Here is a 21,544-nt window from a genome sequence, read left to right as displayed (position 1 = left end):
ATTTGTCACATTCTGACTGTCACATAGCGAAATATAAATGAAAACGGTCGGACCAAAAGGACCCGACCGTCATTATAATTACCGTATTTACGGCCTTAGAATTTTCCGACCAAGTTCAAATACCAACCCAGATCATCTTCGTCTTCCAGCGCGCCGAGATATTGCTCCTCGATACCGCCCCATGTGACGCCGACGCCCAGCTTGGCATTGTCGTTCATGTGGCGATAGACGCCGGCCTGCCCCCCTGTGCGGGTGATGACGCCGTTACCGATATCCAACCAGCGGCCTTCCAGATGCAGATCCCATTGGTGGGTCGCGTGGTAGTCGAGGCGGATGACACCGAGGTCAGCCGAGGACTTCGTAAAGTCGAGGCTCTCACGGTTGGATGTGACCTGTCCGGAACGATGCGCATATTTACCGCCCAGCGTCCATTTCTGCGACACGTCATAGGCGGCATCCACGGAGACAATTTCCGAAATCTGACGATAGTTCAGAGTCTCGCCGCCAAAGCGCTGACTCGTCGGAGATAGGTCTTCGAGATAGGTATATTTGGCCAGCAAGTTGAAGCGGTCATCCCAGATCGGGCGGTACGCCGCCGCGATAGAGCCTTCAGTGAACTCGGCCTCATTAAAGTCGACTGGACCTAGATCACCATCTTCCGTTTGTTTGGACATGGCGCGGTTGAACTTACCCTGCAGACGCAGCTCTTCGCTCGCCTGATATTGCGAGGTCCAACGCAGGAGCCAAGTTTCGCGCTCGGCGTCTGTGTCGATATTTTTGTCCTGACGCCATTCAGCGGCAAAGCCGGCCTTGAATCGCTCATTCGCGAATCCGGTCGACAGACCAAAGGCTTCACGGTCGAGTTGGTCGATCCGACCCACTTCGCCGTTCAAACCGAAGTTCCACTTTCCGGGCGTGTATTCGACGCCATAGGCATGTGTAATTCCGTTCAGACCGCGTTGATTGAACTGCAAACGTTCCTCACCAAAGACGGAGAGTGCATCGCCGTAACGCTTGCGCGCCCCGACATTGAACGTGCCGTAATTAGATGTCGGCTGCGCCTGTAGCGGAAGGTCATAGGCGAGGTAATATTCGTCCCCATCCTCTTCCTCTCGGCGGAGTGTTGCGCGCGCACCCAGACCGTCTTCGCCCGTGGAGACTTCGCCGCCACCGAAGAATGTCTTGGACAGGCGGACTTCGCCGCCAACGCCCAGACGGTCCGTTGTTCGGGTATTGTCACCTGTCAAACCAACTTGGCCAAAGACATAGAGATTAGAGTCATCCGTAAACTGATACTCTCCGCGCAATCCAACAGACGCTCCGGCATTGCCGCGTGCATCATCATTAAAGGACAGACCACCGCTAAGTGTTGTCTTCTCGTTCAGGGCGTAATCGACGCGCGCTTCGGCGAAGCTGTTCGTGCCGATGATCTCGGAGTCGGAGATATCCGCGCGGGCGCCGAATTCGAGGCCCTTGGCAATCACGATATCCATACCGCCACCAAACTGCTCGACCGAGCTATTGGTCGCTTCTGCATAGCCCGCAAAGCCGGCCTGACGTTTGCGCCAATAAGTATAGGCGGAGCCTTCGAGATCAGACACTTCGGAGAAGTTGACCGCTGCTTCAATCGCATAGGCCATGGCATCGACATTCTCGTCGCCAAAGACTTCTCCACGGTCGGCGGCATTATAGGTAAAGCCACCATCGATAGAAGCGAAGGTTTCGACACCCAGACCTTCACTGCGGGCGATTTCGCCTTTGATGTAAGTCCCAGCCGCATATTGCAGGGTCAGGTCCATCTCATAGAGGTCAGATTCCACGCCGCCATCATCAGAATGATTATAGGTCGCGCCGAGTTTGACGTGATCGCCGAACCAGCGTTTGGCCCGTGCGCCATAGACAGCGCCCGTGTCATTCGCACCGAAGACGGGCGTAAACTCATAATCAGCGACAAGGACTTGCGCATTGCCGGATTGTGATCCGTCGCGGAAGAGACGTCCGTCATCCCCCGTACTGCCCAGCGGACGGGTCAGGATCACACGACCTTGGATAAAGTCGAGATCATAATCTGTCCCATATTGTAGGCGACGGGATTCTGTAACCAGACCGGAGACACTATCGCGCGTTTCCACGCGGAGCTGTTCCGAGCCAATCGAAATATCACCGTGACGTAAGTAGTAGACCGAGCCGCCCGTGCCGCGCAGTTCATCGCGCGCCTGGCGGGTTCCGCCTTCTGCGATGAAGGCTGTGACGGCTGTGCGGGCATCGCCCAGCGTCGTGAAGCCGTTTTCATCCCAGTGCAGTTTCGCACCATAGAGCGTCCGGTTCACACGGGCGAATTCCGTATCGTTGAAATCGGTCTGATAATTGCCCCAGAGCGCATAATCATCGTCCCGTTCCACACGGGCATAGATACGACCGGATGTCGGCGCGTCCTGCTCAATCGTGGAATTATCACCATAGGTCGGATAATAACGATCGGGGTCCAGACGCCGCAGCAATTGATCAAGGTCTTTATCATCCAATGTGGAGACAAGGTCGCCCAATCCGGCTTCGCCCGTATCCGCTGTTGCTGTGACCGTCCAACGGTCATTCAGGCGGGAGCGGACGTAGAAGGCCACGCGGCCTTCCTCAAACGTATCGTCATCTCCAATGCGTTGACCAATCGTCGCCTCGACCTGCGCGACATAGAATGTCTCGCGGGCTTTGACATCGACCATACGGGCAATGGTTTGACCACCGGCTTCGATCATGACGGATTGCTCTCCGGCGGGCAGAAGCTGTTCCATGACGAAACGTCCCTGCTCATCGACGCGGACCTGCTCACCCATAACAGTCGCAGTTTCACCCGCAACATTGCGGCCATAGACGCGCACGGCTCCGCCGCGCACGAGGATGTTCGAGACTTGTAATGTATTCTGACCAAAGCTGTTCGGCGCTTCCGCGACCCACTCGGATTCCGTCAGATCGAACTTAGCCTCACCAACACGCAGACGTTTCGGTGCAGTGTCATCAAAGGCCCCGTCTTTGCCGTAAGCGCGCAGGATATAGAGCATGTTTTCAGGCAGGATATCCGGCACAGCCATTGAGGCCTCTGTCCCTGTCACAGGTATCGTGAAGAGCGGCTCTCCCCGTGCGGAACGTCGCGCATCAAAGACGCGAATTTCCAGACGGTCCGTAAAGGCCGCATAGTTGGAATAGGTCGCAGCCTTCAGCGTGCGGACACCGTTCCAGTTCACGACATCCACCTGCGCATTCAGGCGCTTGACGGGATCGAGACTATCGACAGTCGTTTCCAGTTCCATACTGTCAACATAGGCAGACGTGGAGTTACCCCAGCCCAGCCAACGTTGCAGACGACCCGGAGCCGGGCTTTGATCCGCTTCCGTCACGCGGTCACGACGACCCAGAACAGACGCGCGATTGCGACGCGTGTCAGATGCGAGCGCACCCTCGTCATCCTGGTCAGTATGATTGTCACGCAGACCTCCACCATTATTCCAGCGACGATCTTCATCACGATCTGTCAAAGCATCACGTCCGACAGGTCCGATCAGGCCATTTTCACCAAGAGCGAAGGCCTGACGATCTGTCCCGTTTTCTCGGCCATTATCTTTGATAGCGTCCATCTCACCTTCATCGGATGGTACACGTCCACCAAAGACTTCGCCTGCAATATTGCCGGACTCTTCGTAATATTTAGCCTGACCCCAACTCGCCTCAAGCGCGATGTCTTTAAGAGAGTTTGGCGCAAGATCGCGGACAGCTTCCAAAGCTACCTGAAGGCGGGCTTGGGCGGCATCAACGCTCATGTCGTCTTCTGCATTGAAGACAAGAACAGCGCGTTCGGCCGCATCATTCTGTGCGAGGAAGCTCTGCAGCTCCTGCACTTTGGCAGCCGCAATACCTGTCCCGTCGAGATTGAAGTCCTCGGCCATAAAGTCGACGCGGAGCTTCGTGCGGAAACCGGCACCAAAATTCATCTTCACGAATTTACCACGCGTAGCGCGGACAACCCGCGGGTTCTCCGTCGTCGGCGCATAGCCGAGCGGCAATGTACGCGTGTCAGCTTTCAACAGGAAGTTGGACCCGTTTTCAGCATCCGCCAAGATCGCACATGGAATGTGATAGCGACCATATTCATCCGTTGTGATGATGTCGCCGTTCACGGTCACGAGGCGGACACCCGGCAGACCGGGTTCGCCGTCATCCGGATAGCCGTTAACGTTCACATCATCATAGACGCGACCAATGACGGGCGTACAATCGAAGCTCGGTTCAGGAATGTAATCGACGACAGCCGTGGCGATGTCAGACCGTGTCCCTGTTGCCGTATTTTCTGCAAAGGCTTGGTTCTCATGCGCGCCGAATGTGACATTCGGACCCGCAAGGAGTTGCAGATTGACCGAGATCGTTTCACCGGGTTGCAGCGCATCCAGCGGCGTGACTTCACCCGCATTCAGTGACCAGCTCAACACGCCACGGGAGCGGACAGTTGGTTCCAATTCGACGACATCAGACGCATCGGACACACGGGAACTGTTCGGCACATAGGCGAACCCTTCCGGCAAGCGGTCAACAATATCCACGCCTGTCAGGGTCGAGGCCGACTCGTTCGTGACCGAGATTGTGTAGAGCACCGGATCACCGATCTGGACCGTCCGCGGGCTGGCCGTTTTCGTGACACGCAGGAAGCTGGCATCGGCGAGTGGCAGAAGTTCGAGCGTGGCTGTGCCCTCGCCCGAAATATCCCCTGTGTCCCGTGGACCCGTGGCGGATACTGTCGCGACATTTGTATATTCGCCGTCCACAGCCGGATTAACGGCGGCTTGCAGATTGAGGCTCAGGATTTCACCCGGCGCGAGGTCGCCTGCTCCGATCAGAAGATCCGTCACAGTCTGTCCGTCAAAACCCGGATTGACCTGTCCCGCGAAGCCATCAGGTGCGGCGGTAATGTCGAGCGTTTGAACCTCAACACGGTCAATGCCAAAGACAGCAGCCAGATCATCCTCAATTCGGATATCCTCAACCAACGTTTCACCTGTATTCGTCACATCGAAATTATAGCTGACCAATTGACGGCCATCATCAAGACGTTCCGGGTCACCCGTGCTGGATTTCGCCAGCTCAATCGCTGGAATACCACAGGCGCGAAGCGGGATATTGTTTAATAAGACAGACGGATCGCCAGCTTCGAATTCAAATTCGAAGTAGAACGGCGCATTGGCGTCTGCGGAGAAGTCCGCGATTTGACCCGTGTCACCGACTTCGGACGAGCCGAGGATGGCAGGGTTATCTGTGCGTGTACTGACATCCAGACCCTCTTCGATGGGAAGACGGGCTGTGCTGACCAGACCCGTATCAGGATAGGTCGGCGTCAATGTGTAACGCCCCGGTGCCGTGACGTAGAACTGATAGAAGCCGTTGGAACCATCTTCAACAATCACAATATTATTGAGTGTCCCGACAGCGCTGTTCACACCTGCGGGACCCGCGACAGAGATGCCACCACCCGGCAGGATGTTGCCGTTTTCTTCGCAATAGAAATAACCTGTTGGGTCATAATCCATGCTGTCCGGAATTCCGTCACCATCGCGGTCTGCTGTTGGACTCTCGAAACGATCCGGTGCGCCGTCACCATCCTCGTCGCCAAGGTCGACAGGCGCAGGATTGGTATCCTCCGGCGTATTGGGCGTGATGGTTTCATCATCGGACGCGACGGGCTGCGGCAAGGCTGGCGAGGACCCAAAGGCCGTATTGCCCTGTGCAGGGACGCCATTTGTGATATCGAGTTGGGCCGTCAACGTTAGAGAAGCCATCTCACCCACGGCGAGATTATCCAGACCCGCGAGAAGGTCGGTGATTGTCACACCATCATACTCACTATTTGCGGTCACACCTGTGGCGTCGAGTGTCGGCGTGCCGACAAGCGTCGCAGGCGCAAAACTGGCCGCGAGATCGTCTTCCAGCTGAACATTGGTCAGCGTGACATTGCCCGTATTTTCAAGTTCGAGATTATAGGTGACTTCGAAAATCGGCCCGAACATTTGGCGTGTGTTTTCTGTCGTCTTGCGGACATCCAATTCGGGGTTAGTCATCGCTTCGACCGTTTCCGATACTTCCTCGGACTCGGACCCACCGGATGTCGCCGTGGCGAGGTTCGTCACCTGCCCTGCATCCAGATCCGCCTGTGTCACCGCATAATCTGCGGAACATGTCAGCGTGGCTTGCGGCGCGAGACCACCCGCTGGCAGAGCCGGACAGGTCACATCCGCGATCTTGTCATCAGAAACGGTGACAGGCGTTGTGAGTGTCAGGTTACCCGTATTCGTCACGTCATATTCGTAAGACACGATGTCACCGACGGCGGAGAACCCTTCGGTTGTCGCGCGTTTGACGATGAGCAGGCTTTCCTCAGCCTCGGTCTCAACTGTGACTGTATCAGGTGCAGAGGTTGTTTCACCATCTGACGCAGTCGCGATATTGGTGACTTGACCCGCATCGAGATCAGCTTGCGTAACTGTGTAATCCGCAGAACAAGTCAGTGTGCCTTGCGGTGCCAAACCATCAGCTGGCAGCGCCGGACAGATGACATCCGCGATCTTATCATCAGTTACCGTAATCGGTGTCGTGATGGATGTGTTACCCGTATTTGTGACGAGATAATTATAGGTCACAAACTGACCGGCAGCTGTCAGGCTCGCCGTCTCTGTAGACTTTTCAATCGTCAGTTCCGGTGTCTGTGTGCCCGTAATGGTCACAACATCAGGCTCAGACGTTTCACCGCCGGAACTCGCCGTCGCGATATTGGTAACTTGACCCGCATCTAGATCGGCTTGTGTGACTTCATAATCTGCCGAACAGGTCAGCGTCGCATTCGGGACTAGGCCCGGATTTGTCGGACAATTAATTTCACCGATCTTGTCATCGGACACTGTGAAGGCATCGGTCAGCGTAACGTTACCCGTATTGCGGATGATGAAGTCGTAGGACAGCACGTCGCCGACCATCGAGAAGTCATTGGTCTGCGCGACCTTATCAATAGTAAAGGCAGACGTAATGTTGCCGGAAACAGTCTCGGTCTCTTCATTCGAAGATGTCGTTCCATCCGTCGCAGTCGCGACATTTGTTACTGTTCCTGCATCAATATCGGCCTGATCCAACGTATCCGTTGCCGTACAGGTGATGGACGCATTTGGCAGCAATCCACCCGCTGGCAGCGCCGGGCATGTGATCGCAGCAATCCGGTCATCCCTAATGGTGATGGCTTGTGTGATTGTCGTATTACCCGAATTGGTCACGAGATATTCGTAATCCAACGTGTCGCCCGCCGCTGCGAATTCAGTCGTCAGCGCGGTTTTCACAAGTGTGAGTGACGGGGCTTGTGCAGCCTCTGCCGTCTCGGACACTTCTTCCGAGCTAGTCTCGCCATCAGTCGCTGTCGCGAGGTTCGTGACAAAACCTGCATCCACATCGGCCTGTGTGATTTCGTAATCAGCCGAACAGGTCAGGGTCTGCGTTGGCGCAAGGCCACCGGCCGGTAGGGCCGGACAGGTAACGGAGGCGATTTTATCATCGGACACGGTGATGGGCGCAGTGACCGTCACATTACCCGTATTGGTCACAACATAATCATAGCTGACAATATCACCCGCCGCCGAGAAATCTCCGGATGTGGCAGTTTTCTCGAGGGACAGTTCTGGCGTTTGTGTGCCGGTCACGGTCGCGTCGTCTTCATCAGACTGCGTGGCGCCTGAGCGCGCAGAAGCCGTGTTGGTCACAAAGCCCGCATCCAGATCGGCCTGCGTGACTGTATCTGTGGCCGTACAGAGCAATGTCGCGCCCGGCTGCAATCCACCAATGGGCAGGGCTGGACAGGTGACGGTATCAATGCGGTCATCCGTAATTGTGACGGGGTCCGTCAATGTGATGTTACCCGTATTCGTGACGACATAATTATAGTCGAGCGTATCGCCCACGGCTGTGAAGTCGCTATTTTGTGCGAGTTTCTCAATCGTCAGTTCAGGGGCTTGTACACCGCCAATCGTTTCAGTCTGCGGCGTCGATGTCGTTGTGCCGTCCGTGGCTGTCGCCGTGTTGGTAACAAAGCCCGCATCAATATCCTCTTGGGAGACTGTATCCGTACCGCGACAGATCAATGTGCCACCGGGAGCGAGGCCGCCCGCGGGCAATGCATCACAGGTCACATCCGGAATGCGGTCATCCGAGATGGAAACCGGGAACATGATCGTTACGTTACCAAGGTTGGTGACGGTATAAGTATAGTCCAGCGTGTCGCCGACATTTGTAAATTCTGTCGTGACGGCGTCTTTGACCAAACCGATTTCAGGCTGCTGATCGGCCGGAATTGTCACGAAATCTGTCGGGCTATTCGTCCGTGGATGTGTCGCGAACGCGTCATTGGTGACGGAGCCGCGGTCCATATCGGCCTGCGTGACTTCGTAATCCGCTGTACAGGTTTCAATCTGCCCCGGAATGAAGTTGCCTGTATAACAGACAAAGGTGCCGATCCGGTTATCCGTGACGGAGATATTGCCCGTGAGAGTCACGTTACCTGAGTTCTCAATCTCGAAAGAATAAGTCAGGATATCGCCCGCCGCCGAGAATGGCAGTTCATCCGAGGACTTACGGATTTCTAGCGCAGGATTGGCATTGGCCGGAATCGTCTCACTATCCGGCGCAGAGGTCGTTGTGCCGTCCGTCGCCGTCGCGATATTGACGACCACGCCAATGTCGAGATTGTCCTGTGTGACGACATAATCGGCGGTACAAGTCAGGCTCGCATCCGGCGCCAGACCGTCCGTTGGAAGAGCCGGACAAACAACATTCGGGATGCGATTGTCACTAACCGTAATCGGATCTGTAATCGTTGTGTTACCCGAGTTGGTGACGACATATTCATAGGTCACGATATCGCCCGGCAGGGTGAAGTCGATATTCGTTGCCGTTTTCTCAATCACGAGTTCAGCCGTGCGGGTCGCAAAGACACGACGCGTTGTTTCGTCCGACTCTGTATCACCGCTGGCGGCTGACGCCGTGTTCTCAACCACGCCTACATCAATATCGGCCTGTTCGACTTCGTCCGTACCCGTACAGGTAATGGATGCGCCCGGAACCAATCCACCCGCCGGCAGCGCCGGACAAGTGACATCGGGAATGCGGTTATCTGAGACGGTGACCGGATCAGTCAGTGTCACGTTACCCGTATTGGTGACGTCAAAGGTGTAAGTGATGATCTGCCCAGGTGTGTTAAACGTGGAGAGATCGGAAGATTTGCGGATGGAAAGGGCTGGCATGTCGTCAGCTTCCACCGTCGCGCTATCCGTTGGCGATGTCGTTCCACCATTAGACGCGGAGGCGATATTCGTCACCTCACCCGCATCCAAATCGGCCTGTGTCACAAGATAAGTCGCCGTACAGACGATCTCCTCGTTCGGCTGCAAACCTGCCATGGGCAGGGCCGGACAGATGACGTTTTCAATCTTGTCATCCGCAACGGAGATATTCCCCGTCAATGTGACATTACCCGTATTGCGGACGCGATATTCATAGGACAGCACATCACCTGGTGCGGAGAAACTGGTCTCCAGCGCGGATTTCACAACTGATAGCGCAGGCGTCTGCGTTGCCGGGACTGTGACGTCATCTGTTGAGGAAACTGTTGTTCCCGTGCGGGCGGACGCCACATTAGTGACTTCGCCAGCGTCGATGTCAGCTTGCGTGACTTCATACTGCGCGGAACAGGTCAGCGACGCATTCGGGGCCAAGCGACCGCCCGGCAGCGCCGGACAGGAAACGGACGCGATCTTGTCATCAGACACCGTGATCGGCTCGGTAATGGTAACATTACCCGTATTCGTGACGAGATAATCATAATCGACAATTTCACCGACAGTCGTGAAGGATGTACTACGCGCAGACTTTTCAATCGCGAGTGCAGGCTGGAGATCGGCGGATACGGTTTCGTCAACCGGATCCGTCGTTGTCGTGCCATCGGTACCTGTCGCCCGGTTCGTCACGGATCCATTATCAATGTCCTCTTGGGACACGGTGTCTGTACCCGTACAAGTCAGGCTCGCGCCCGGAACCAATCCACCAGCTGGCAGAGCCGGACAGGCGACAGAGGCGATGCGATCATCGGAAACGGAGAGGGCGTCTGTGACGGTCACATTACCCGTATTCGTGATGACGTAGCTGTAAGTCACCATATCGCCGACCGCCGCATAAGTCTGCGGAGAGGCCGTCTTCGTCATGGCGAGGGACGGGGTTTGTACGCCGCCCACCGTCTCGGACACTTCCGGCGATGTGTTGATACCGTCTGTTGCCGTGGCGAGGTTCGTCACCTGCCCCGCATCCAAATCGGCCTGCGTCACAACATAAGTCGCGGAACAAGTCAGACTTTCCGTTGGCGCCAATCCACCTGCCGGAATGACCGGGCATGAGACAGACGCGATCTTGTCATCCGTAATTGAAATCGGATCAGTCAAGGTCGTGTTACCGGAATTTGTGACAAGATAATCGTAATTAATTGTATCGCCAACCCGTGTGAAATCAGAGGTTTGCGCCGTCTTCACAACGGTCAAACCTGGCACGAGATCTGCATCGACAGTTTCAGTTGTCCCAACAGGAGACAATGTGCCGCCAGCGGGTGTGCCGGAGACGGAAACGGTGTTTGTCAGAGAACCGTTATCAATATCGGCCTGCGTGACTGTATAGGACCCGGTACAGGTGAAACTTGCGGTCGGTGCCAGAGCTGCGGACGAGCAGGAGAGGCTTGGGATCAGGGGATCGTCCACGACGATGCCGGAGACCGAAACATTGCCCGTATTTGTGACGATGACTTCAAAGTCGACAATATCGCCCACAGCGTCAAAGCTGTTTGTGAGTGCGTTTTTGACGACGGAGAGACTAGGCGTTTGATCGCCTGAAATTGTGACCGTATCGGGAACTTCCGGCAGCGGATCGCCATTTGGCAGATCGGATTTGGCCGACGCATTATTGATGACTTCACCCGCGTCCACATCCGCTTGCGTCACCTCATATGTCGCGGAACAGACCATGCTTTGCGCCGGTGCGAGTGTCGTCAGAGGACAGATGACAGACGCAATCAGATCATCTTCAATGACGATATTAGAGAGCGTAACAGAGCCCGTATTTTCAACATCGAATTCATAGCTGAGAATGTCGCCCACCATATCAAACGCGGTGGAAACCGCACGTTTGTCAAATGTCAGACTTGGCTGCGCATCACTTCCAACTGTGGTCGTGCCCGGCGTTTCCGTCGGTGTGCCGCCACCCGGAGGTGTCCCCGCGACAGAGGCATTATTAACGACCTCGCCCGCATCCACATCGGCCTGTGTCACGGTATAGCTGGCCGTACAAACCATGGTCTGCGCAGGGGCAAGTTCCGTCAGAGGACAAACTACATTGGCAATAATGTCATCAGAGACGGAAACAGATGTCAGGGTGACATTGCCCGTATTTTCAACGTCAAATTCGTAATTAATGACATCGCCCGCATTGACGAATTCCGCGGTTGTGGCGCGTTTCACGAAACCGAGGGACGGCGTACGGGTCCCCGTCACAGTGACATCGACGGGTGCAGAGACCAGTGTTCCGTTCTGTGCAAAGGCTTGGTTCATCACCTCACCCGCATCAATATCCGCTTGGGTGATCGTATAGCTGGCCGTGCAGGTTTGCGTTGCGCCGGGTGTGAGATTTCCGGTGACGCAAGAAATTGTGCCGATCTTATCATCAATCACATCTACGCCACCCGTCAGGGTTACGTTGCCCTCATTCGTGACGTCGAATTGGTACTCAACAACATCGCCCGCCATTGTGAAATCACTGAAGAGCGGTGTTTTCACGATGGACAGAGCCGGAGATTGATCCGCCGGAATTGTCTCGGACGTTTGCGTCGAGGTCGTTGTACCGTCCGTGGCAGAGGCCAAGTTCGTCACCTGTCCTGCATCCAAATCGGCCTGTGTCGCTTCATAGGTTGCGGTACAGGTCAGGCTGGCATTCGGGGCCAAACCACCTGTCGGCAGAGCCGGACAGTTTACGGTCGCGATCAGGTTGTCTGTCACTGTGATGGGGTCGGTAATCGTGACATTACCCGTATTCGTGACGACATATTCATAGGTCGTGATGTCACCGGGCAGTTCGAAATTCACATCTGTGGCCGTTTTGACAGTTTCAAGTGACGGCGTTTGCACAGCATCCACGGTTTCGTCATCACCGGCAGGCGCTAGCGTGCCGCCCGCAGGCGTGCCGGAAGCTTCCGCATTATTCGTAACAGACCCGGCGTCCAGGTCTTCCTGCGTGACTTCATAATTCGCCGTACAGATAACCGTTTCCGTCGGGTCGAGATTGTCATCATTATTGCCAATCGCCGCAACGTCGCAGACCACGGTTGCGATCTTATCATCGGTGACCGTGATGTCGGATACGAGGACATTGCCCGTATTCGTGACGGTGTAAGTATAAGTGAGAATATCGCCAACAGCATTGAACGATGTTTCGCCCGCAGCCTTTGCCAATGTCAGAGCTGGCATTTGGACGGCGTCGACTGTCTCAGACGTTTCCGGTGGTGTCAGTGTTCCGCCATTCGGTGTCCCGCCAGCAGAGGCGAGGTTCGTGACAGAGCCCGTATCCAAATCAGCCTGCGTGACTTCATAAGTACCCGTACAGACAACAGATTCTGTCGGGTCGAGAATAGCATCGCCATTGCCGATAGCCGCAACATTACAGGTGACGGAAGCGATTTTGTCATCAGTTACGACAATATCGGCGATCCCGACATTGCCCGTATTCGTGACGGTATAGTCGTAATTAATTAAATCTCCAATCGCGTCGAACTCGGTCTCACGCGCGATTTTTGCGATTGTTAGGACAGGTGATTGCGTGCCCGAAACCGTTGCATCATCCGTTGGCGATGTCGTTGTTCCGTCAGACGCAGATGCGATATTTGTGACAAAACCTGTGTCCAGATCGGCTTGGGTCACGGAATAGCTGGCCGTACAAGTCAGGCTCTGCGTCGGTTGCAACCCACCCGCAGGTAGGGCCGGGCAGGTTACGATGGCCGGAACCGTGATCTTATCATCCTCGACTTCAATCGCAGAACTGATCGTGACGTTACCCGTATTCGTGACGAGATATTCATATTCTAACGTGTCGCCTATGGCAGCAAAGTCGGATGTGAGCGCTGTTTTCTCCAAGGTCAAAGCCGGGGACTGCGTCCCGTCCACAGTCGCCGTGTCACCCGCAGGCGTTAGGGTTCCACCCGCTGGTGTAGCATTCGCGGATGCAATGTTCGTCACGGATCCAGCGTCCAGGTCTTCCTGCGTCACGGCATAGGTCGCTGTACAGGTTGTGAACTCTGTCGGGGCCAGCGTTGTTACAGGACAAACGACTGTCGTGATTTTATCGTCAGAGACGACCAAATCGGTAATTTCGACATTCCCCGTATTGGTCACGAGATATTCGTACGACAGCTCATCTCCGACCATGGCGAAGTCCGTGTCAATCGCGGTCTTGGCGAGTGTCAGTGCGGGAGATTGCGTGCCGCCGACTGTTTCGGTATCCGTTGGCGGCACGAGTGTTCCCCCTGTCGGCGCACCATCAACAGACGCGATATTCGTGACGGACCCCGTGTCCAAATCTGCCTGTGTGACTTCATATGTCGCGGTACAAGTCGTGGAGGCCCCGGGCGCAAGTTCCGTGACCGGGCAATTAATTGTCGCAATTTTATCATCTGAAACGCTGATACCGGAAATCGTGACATTGCCAGTATTCGCAACATCATATTCATAGGTCAGTTCATCACCAACCATTACGAAATCAGTGGACGTCGCGCGTTTGTCGAGTGTCAGAACGGGCGCTGGTGTTTCCGGTCCCACGGATTCTGTATCCGTTGTCGGTGGCAATGTTCCACCGCTTGGTGTGCCCGTGAAGGTCGCCGTGTTTGTGATCGGCGTGCCAGAGTCGATGTCCGCTTGTGTGACTTCATAGCTGGCCGTGAAGCTTACTGTCTGACCCACGGCCAGTGTTGCAATATTGGCCGGTGTGATCGCAGAGAGCGTGCCTGTGCCGTCATGGACATCGGACACGCTGACATTGGTCAGGGTGACATTACCCGTATTGGTCGCGGTATAAGTATAAGTGATGATATCGCCAACCGCGACATCTGTTGTGATGTCAGCCGTCTTTGCAAAATCGACCAGCGGCGCGGGTGCATCGGGTGAGACGGATTCCGAGTCTGTGGCGGGCGTAAGTGTGCCTGCGACAGGCGTGGCATTGGCTGTCGCTGTATTGGTAACGGGTGTGCCCGCATCAATATCGGCCTGTGTGATGACATAGGTCGCGGTGAAATCTGCAAACTGCCCGACGTCTAATGTAGGCACATTGGCAGGCGTAATCGCACCGAATGGCCCTGTCCCTTCATGGACATCGGAAACCATGACGTTGTTGACGGTGACATTGCCGGAGTTCGTGACGCGGTAAGTATAGGTAATTGTATCACCGGCGGCGGCATCAGCTGTCACGTCTGCCGTCTTGACGAGCGTCAGTTCAGGCGCAGGACCGTCGAGCACAACATTCTCATCATCCGTCGCAGGGACATAAGTCCCGCTGGGCGGTGTCGCAGCAACCGTCGCCGTGTTTGTGATCGGCGTAGCGGCGTCGATATCCTCTTGGGTCACAACATAAGTCGCTGTGAAATCTACGAAATCGCCAATGGCCAGCGTCGCAACCGTCGCAGGCGTAATCGCGGAAAGCGGCCCTGACCCTGAGTGTACATCCGAGACCGAGATATCGGCCATCGTCACATTACCCGTATTCGTGACGCGGTAAGTGTAGGTGATCGTCTCGCCCACAGACAGATCCGCTGTCGCATCCGCCGTTTTCGCCACGGTCAATTCCGGTCCGGAGGTTTCCGGTGTGACAGACTCGGTCGCATCAACGGGGTTCAACACACCTGTCGCAGGCGTCGCCGTCAGGGTCGCCGTGTTCGTGATAGCGACGCCCGCATCAATATCGCCTTGGGTCACTTCATACGTCGCCGTGAAGGTCGCCGTCGCACCGGGTGCAAGACTGGCCACAGAGGCCGGCGTAATGGCCGAGAGTGTACCGTCACCCTGATGAACGTCTGACACACTGACATTTGTCAGGGTCGTATTACCCGTATTCTGGGCAGTATAACTATAAGTGATCGTCTCACCCGCCACGAGGTTGGCGGTTTTAGACGCGACCTTATTGAAAATGACGTCAGGTGAACCCGGATCAGGTGTGACAGTCTCATCATCTGTCGCGGGTATGTAGCTGCCGCGTGCAGGTGTCGCAGAAACTGTGGCCGTATTCGTAATCGGTGTCGCGGAGTCGATATCGCCCTGTGTCACTTCGTAAGTCGCCGTGAAGATTTGCACCTCACCCGGCTCCAGATCGACAGAAGCAGGCGTAATCGCAGAAAGCGTGCCCTGCCCTGAATGCACATCAGAGACCGAGACATTCGTCATGGAGACATTGCCCGTATTCTCGACGCGGTAGCTATAGGTGATGATATCGCCTGCCAGAACATTGGCCGTTTTGGACGCGGTTTTCTGAACATCCAAGAGTGGGTTTGGACCTTCAACCGTGACGGTTTCATCCGCTGTCATCGGCGCGAGTGTGCCACCCTTTGGTGTGGCCGCAAGGGTCGCCGTATTTGTCAGGTCCGTGCCCGCATCAATATCGTCCTGCGTGACAACATAAGTCGCCGTGAAAGTCTGGCTTTCCGTTGGGGCAAGATCAACAGAGGCGGGTGTAATCGCGGAGAGCGTTCCCGTACCGGATTGGACATCAGACACGGAAACATTGTCTAGGCCGACATTGCCCGTATTCGTGACGACGTAAGTGTAGGTAATCGTGTCGCCTTCGCTGACATCAGTTGTGTCAGACGCAGTTTTTGTGAAGGTCGCATTCGGGGCCGCCGCTTCCGGCGAAACCGTTTCATCGGCGGTCGCAGGAGTCAGCGCACCATTGGCGGGCGTGCCGTCTGCTGTCGCGGTATTTGTGATATCCGCGCCGGAATCGATATCTTCCTGTGTAATCGTGTAGGTCGCCGTGAAAATCTGGCTTTCCATTGGCGCGAGGTCGACAGATGCGGGTGTAATCGCAGACAATGTGCCAGACCCAGAGTGCACATCGGAGACCGAGACACCTGTGATCGTAATATTGCCGGAGTTCGTGACCTCATAGGAATATATAATGACTTGCCCGACCTCGACATCCGCCGTCGCGTCCGCGGTCTTTGTCATGGAGAGTTCCGGCGCGGGCGCATTAACGGCAACCGTCTCATCCGCTGTCACAGGTGTATAAGCGCCCAATGCGGGTGTCGCCGCAGCCGTCGCCGTGTTTGTAATATCTGCTCCCGAATCAATATCGGCTTGGGTGATTGTATAAGTCGCCGTGAAAATTTGGCTTTCCGTTGGCGCAAGATCGACAGAGGCTGGCGTAATCGCAGACAATATGCCCGTCCCGGAATGCACGTCGGAAATCGAGACACCGTTCATCGTGACATTACCGGAGTTTGTTGCCGTGTAGGAATAGGTGACGATATCACCTTCCGCGAGACCGGATGTTTGCGACGCGGATTTTGTAAATGTCAGCGCAGGGTTAGGAGCTTCAACAGAGACCGTCTCGTCATCCGTTTCCGGTGTGAAAGTCCCTGTAGCAGGCACGGCATTCACCGTCGCCGTGTTGGAAATATCCGCACCGGAGTCGATGTCTTCTTGTGTGATGACATAAGTTGCCGTGAAGGTCTGGCTTTGCATTGGCGCAAGGTCGACACTGGCTGGCGTAATGGCGGTGAGTGTGCCCGTACCACCATGCACATCGGAAACACCAACATCCGTCAAGGTGACATTGCCGGAATTAATAACGAGATAGCTATAGGTGATGGTTTCACCAGCAACCAAGTCCGAGGATTTAGAAACTGTCTTTGCAAAATCAACATCCGGCGTCAGGGCTTCGAGGGTGACCGTCTCATCATCCGTTGCGGGGGTGTAAGTTCCACGCGCAGGTGTAGCGGCAACCGTCGCCGTGTTTGTAATCGACGTGCCCGCATCAATATCCGCTTGCAAGACCTCATATGTTGCGGTGAAGGTCTGCGACTGTCCGGGATCCAGATCGACACTGGCGGGTGTAATCGCGGATAGAGCGCCGACACCTGAATGCGCATCAGAGACCGAGACGGCCGTCATAGACACATTGCCCGTATTTTGGACGACATATGTATAGGTGATGATATCGCCAACCGAGGCATTCGTCGTCTGCGAAGCGGTCTTCACGACCGTCAGTAATGGATTGGCAGCTTCGACAGTCACTGTCTCATTATCGGTGACAGGTGTGTAACTACCGGCGGCTGGCGTCGCATTGACAGTCGCCGTGTTCGTGATGTCCGTTCCCGCGTCGATATCTTCCAGTTGAACCACATAAGTCGCGGTGAAATCTTGGCTGTCTCCCGGCTGCAATGTGACGCTGGCAGGCGTAATGGCGGAGAGTGCTCCGGCGCCGCTCTGCACATCAGAGATGGACACATTCTCCATCGTCACATTGCCGGTATTTACGACGGCATATGTATAAGTGATCGTGTCACCAACCTGAACATCCGTCGTGTCAGACGCCGTTTTTACAACGGTGAGTAAAGGATTTGGCGCTTCGACGGTGACGCTTTCGTCGGCTGTGACAGCGGCCAGTGTTCCACGTTTTGGTGTGGCCGCGAGGGTCGCTGTATTTGTAATCGGCGTGGCCGCATTCACATCGTCCTGCGTCACGACATAGGTCGCGGTGAAAGTCTGGCTTTCAGTCGGGGCGAGATCAACGGAAGCTGGCGTGATCGCAGAGAGCGTTCCCGTCCCGCTATGGCTGTCGGACAGGCTGACATTATCAAGCCCGACATTGCCCGTATTCGTGACGACATATGTATAGGTGATCGTTTGACCTTCGACGACATCCGTATCGTCAGAGGCTGTCTTAGTCAGGGTCGCAGCCGGAGTTGCGGCTTCGACGGCAACGGATTCATCTGCTGTCGTTGGTGTGTAAGTTCCCCGAGCAGGCGTTGCGTTAGCCGTGGCCGTGTTCGTAATCGCTGTGCCCGCATCCACGTCGGCTTGTGTGACTTGATACGTCGCGGTGAAAGTCTGGCTTTCCGTGGGCGCAAGATCAACCGAGGCGGGGATAATAGCGGAGAGTGTGCCTGTACCACTATGGACATCGCTGATGGAAACAGCTGTCAAATCGACATTGCCATCATTCGCCACAACATATGTATAAGTGATCGTCTGACCTTCTACGAGGTCAACATCGTCCGAAGCTGTCTTCGTCAGGGTCGTAGACGGCGTGGCGGCTTCAACGGCAACCGACGCATCATCCGTTGTCGGGACCAGCGTGCCTTGTGACGGCGTCGCGCTCAACGTGGCCGTATTTGTGATAGCCGCGCCCGTATCAATATCTTCCTGCGTGACGAGATAGGTCGCCGTGAAGTCAACAAAATCACCAACGGCCAATGTTGTTACATTTGCGGGCGTGACGGCGGAGAGCGTACCCTCCCCACTATGCACGTCTGAAACTGAGAGGTTACTTAACGTAACTGTGCCGTTATTCGTGACGCGATACGTATAGGTGACCGTGTCACCTGCCGAGAGGTCCGTCGAAACATCAGGTGTCTTGACGAGTGTTGCGGATGCGTTGGGTGTGGCCAATGCCAGAGACTCGCCATCCGTCGGCGGAGTGAAACTGCCATTGGCAGGCGTGGCGTTACCCGTTGCAGTGTTTGTAATCGGGCCACCCGCATCAATGTCTTCCTGCAGAACGACATAAGTGGCGGTAAAACTGACATCATCACCCGGCAAAAGGGTCGCGACTGTCGCGGGCGCAATGGCGGAGAGCGTCCCTTCCCCGTTATGAACGTCAGAGACCGAGATATTTGTCAGGGTCACATTGCCCGTATTCTCAAACACATATGTATATGTGATCGTGTCGCCTTCTACGACATCCGTGGTTTTATCCGCCGTCTTAGAAAGTGTCGCAGCCGGGGCGGGCCCTGCGGTTGTGACGGATTCATCCGCAGTCGCAGGCGTAAATACGCCACGGGTCGGCGTTGCATTCGCGGTCGCTGTATTCGTAATCGCGACACCCGCATCAATATCGGTTTGCTGCACAACATAAGTTGCCGTGAAGTCCTGATTGCCGCCGACGGGAATATCCGCAGTTGCAGGGGTGATCGCGGAGAGTGTGCCCGTGCCCGCGTGGACATCCGTGATTGTCACATCTTCCAACGTCACATCGCCCGTGTTCACGACATTATAGGTGTAGGTAAGGGTCTGGCCTTCGACGACATCTGTATCATCATCGGCGAGTTTGGTCATGGTGGCGGACGGTGCGGGCGCAGCGAGGCTGACGCTTTCATCGGCTGTGCGTGCGCCTAATGTGCCGCGTGCCGGTGTAGTATTGAGGGTCGCTGTGTTCGTGATATTCGCCCCAGAATCGAAATCGTCCTGCGTGATGACATAGGTCGCGGTGAAGTCCTGCGACGTACCGGGCGCGATATCGACGCCAGTTGGCGTAATCGCGGAAAGTGTGCCCGACCCCGAATGAACATCGGAGACGGAGGTATTGGTCAGCGTAACATTACCCGTATTCTGAACGGTGTAAGTATAGGTGACGGTATCGCCCTCTTCTAAATCCGAATCAGGTGAAGCAATTTTGGAGAAGACGGCTTCCGGTGTTGGGGCCGTGACGGAAATACTCTCATCCGCTGTGGGCGCGACTATCGTTCCCCGGCGGGGTGTGGAATTGGCCGTCGCAGTATTGGTAATATCCGCGCCGCTATCTATGTCGGCCTGCGTGACGACATAGGTCGAGGTGAATGTCTGGCTCCCGCCATTTGGCGCCAATGAAACTGAGGCAGGCGTGACAGCAGAGAGTGTGCCCTCACCTGAATGGACATCCGTGATGTTCACATCGTTGAGTGTGATATTGCCATTATTTGTTGCGACATATGTATAGGTGACCGTCTCACCCGCCGTCAGGTTCGTCGTCTTGTCGGCGACTTTTGTCAGCGTCATGACATTATTGGCGGCGGGGCCGGGAATGGACAAAGTACCGGACACGTTGCCCAATTGACCCTCAGTTGGGTTCGCCGTCACTTCCGCCGTGTTCACAAAAACGACATCGTTATCAATGTTCTCCTGCGTGACAATATGCTGCCCCGTACAGGTCATTGAGTCGCCCGAATTGAGCGATGTAAACGGACAAGAGACTGCGCCTGTAATGAAACTATCATCGACGACAATGCTGTTGAGTCTGACGGATCCGATATTCGTCACCTCGAAACTATAATTGATAATATCGCCCACGGCGTCGTAATCCGTCCGGTCAGCCATTTTTTCAATCGTAACACCCGGCGCGACTTCCGGTGTGCCTGTTGCGTCTACACCGTCTTGGAAGAACCAGGCATTATCACCCCGTGTTGTACTACTCCCAGTATCGTCATCCCGAATGAATGGTGTGGTGCTTCCGACAGACAGAATATTTGTAAGGAGCGGCCCAGGAAGATCGAACCACCCTGTACTTGTTTCAGTTGTGCCTTGATTACGGAAGCAGTTTTCCTGACTGGCAATTTGGGTCGTCCCGGTCAGGTTTGTACGTTGCACATCCGTTGGCCCAAGGTTGGACAGGCTGGAGACTTCAATCCCGTTGACCAGAAAGGCCACGTCTTCAAAATCAAAGTTACCCGGACAGGCATCCGCATCGCGAACGGTAAGACGAGCGTAACCTTCGGCAATGGACCCACCGAAATAGTCAGAACACGAGACGATCCCGCAATTCAGTGTCTGTTGCGGGCCCAGTTGAAATGTCGGAATACCGCGGAAGGCGGTGGGAGTGCCTGTCCCTGCAAAACCTTGGAATTGCGTCGAAGGGTTGACGAACTGGTAGTAGATATTTCCGTTCACCCCTATCAAAACAAACATCGTGCCACCAACAGCAGGATATGTATCCGGGATTGGACCGTTCCCATTTGGAACAGTTTCCGTGAAGGTTGTTGCCCAGGCCGTTTGGGATGCGGCCGTCCCCCCGAGAAGGAGGGCGGCGACCGCCGAGGCTTTCGCTGTGCGGCTTAAAAGGCGTTTTGTACGCGTGAACAGTGTATATAATAAGTTCGGCATGACCGGTTTCCATAAAATCGAAACCAGAGCGTGGTGACCCAAATGTTACGCAGATGTTAACTTCCCTTTCGAAATACGGTTAACAAATTCATTTGCATTTATCTGCGGTTCAAAAAGGTTAATATCTACATGAGCACGTCACTTAACCATCTGTATTTATTCTTTTTTCAAAATCTCACCCGTTAACTTATGCCCTGACCTACATTCGGGTAACGCCACTTTTGATTGTAGTCCTTTGCGGCGAATTGAGACGAAGGGTGACTCACAAATCGGAACCCATATGGGTTACGGATTGAGATTGCACATCCGAATTTCTTCGG

1 protein-coding gene is annotated in these 21,544 nt (G+C 55.1%); it reads right to left on the bottom strand.

The window, feature by feature from the left end:
• Positions 1 to 95: 95 nt before the first annotated feature.
• The gene (locus ACP9M6_RS05490) at positions 96 to 21,224 is read right to left on the bottom strand and encodes a DUF7507 domain-containing protein (RefSeq protein WP_427454228.1); all 21,129 of its coding nucleotides are present in this window, start codon (positions 21,222 to 21,224) and stop codon (positions 96 to 98) included.
• Positions 21,225 to 21,544: the final 320 nt, after the last annotated feature.

Source organism: Litorimonas sp. WD9-15, assembly GCF_050271975.1.
In the GTDB taxonomy this organism is placed as follows: Bacteria; Pseudomonadota; Alphaproteobacteria; order Caulobacterales; family Maricaulaceae; genus Litorimonas.
Note: the sequence above shows the minus strand (reverse complement) of the source record. Positions and strands in the feature narration are given on the sequence as shown.

What these genes read in the sequence shown, in the direction of transcription:
- ACP9M6_RS05490 (WP_427454228.1), bottom strand. Translation starts at nt 21,224, where the DNA reads ATGCCGAACTTATTATATACACTGTTCACGCGTACAAAACGCCTTTTA.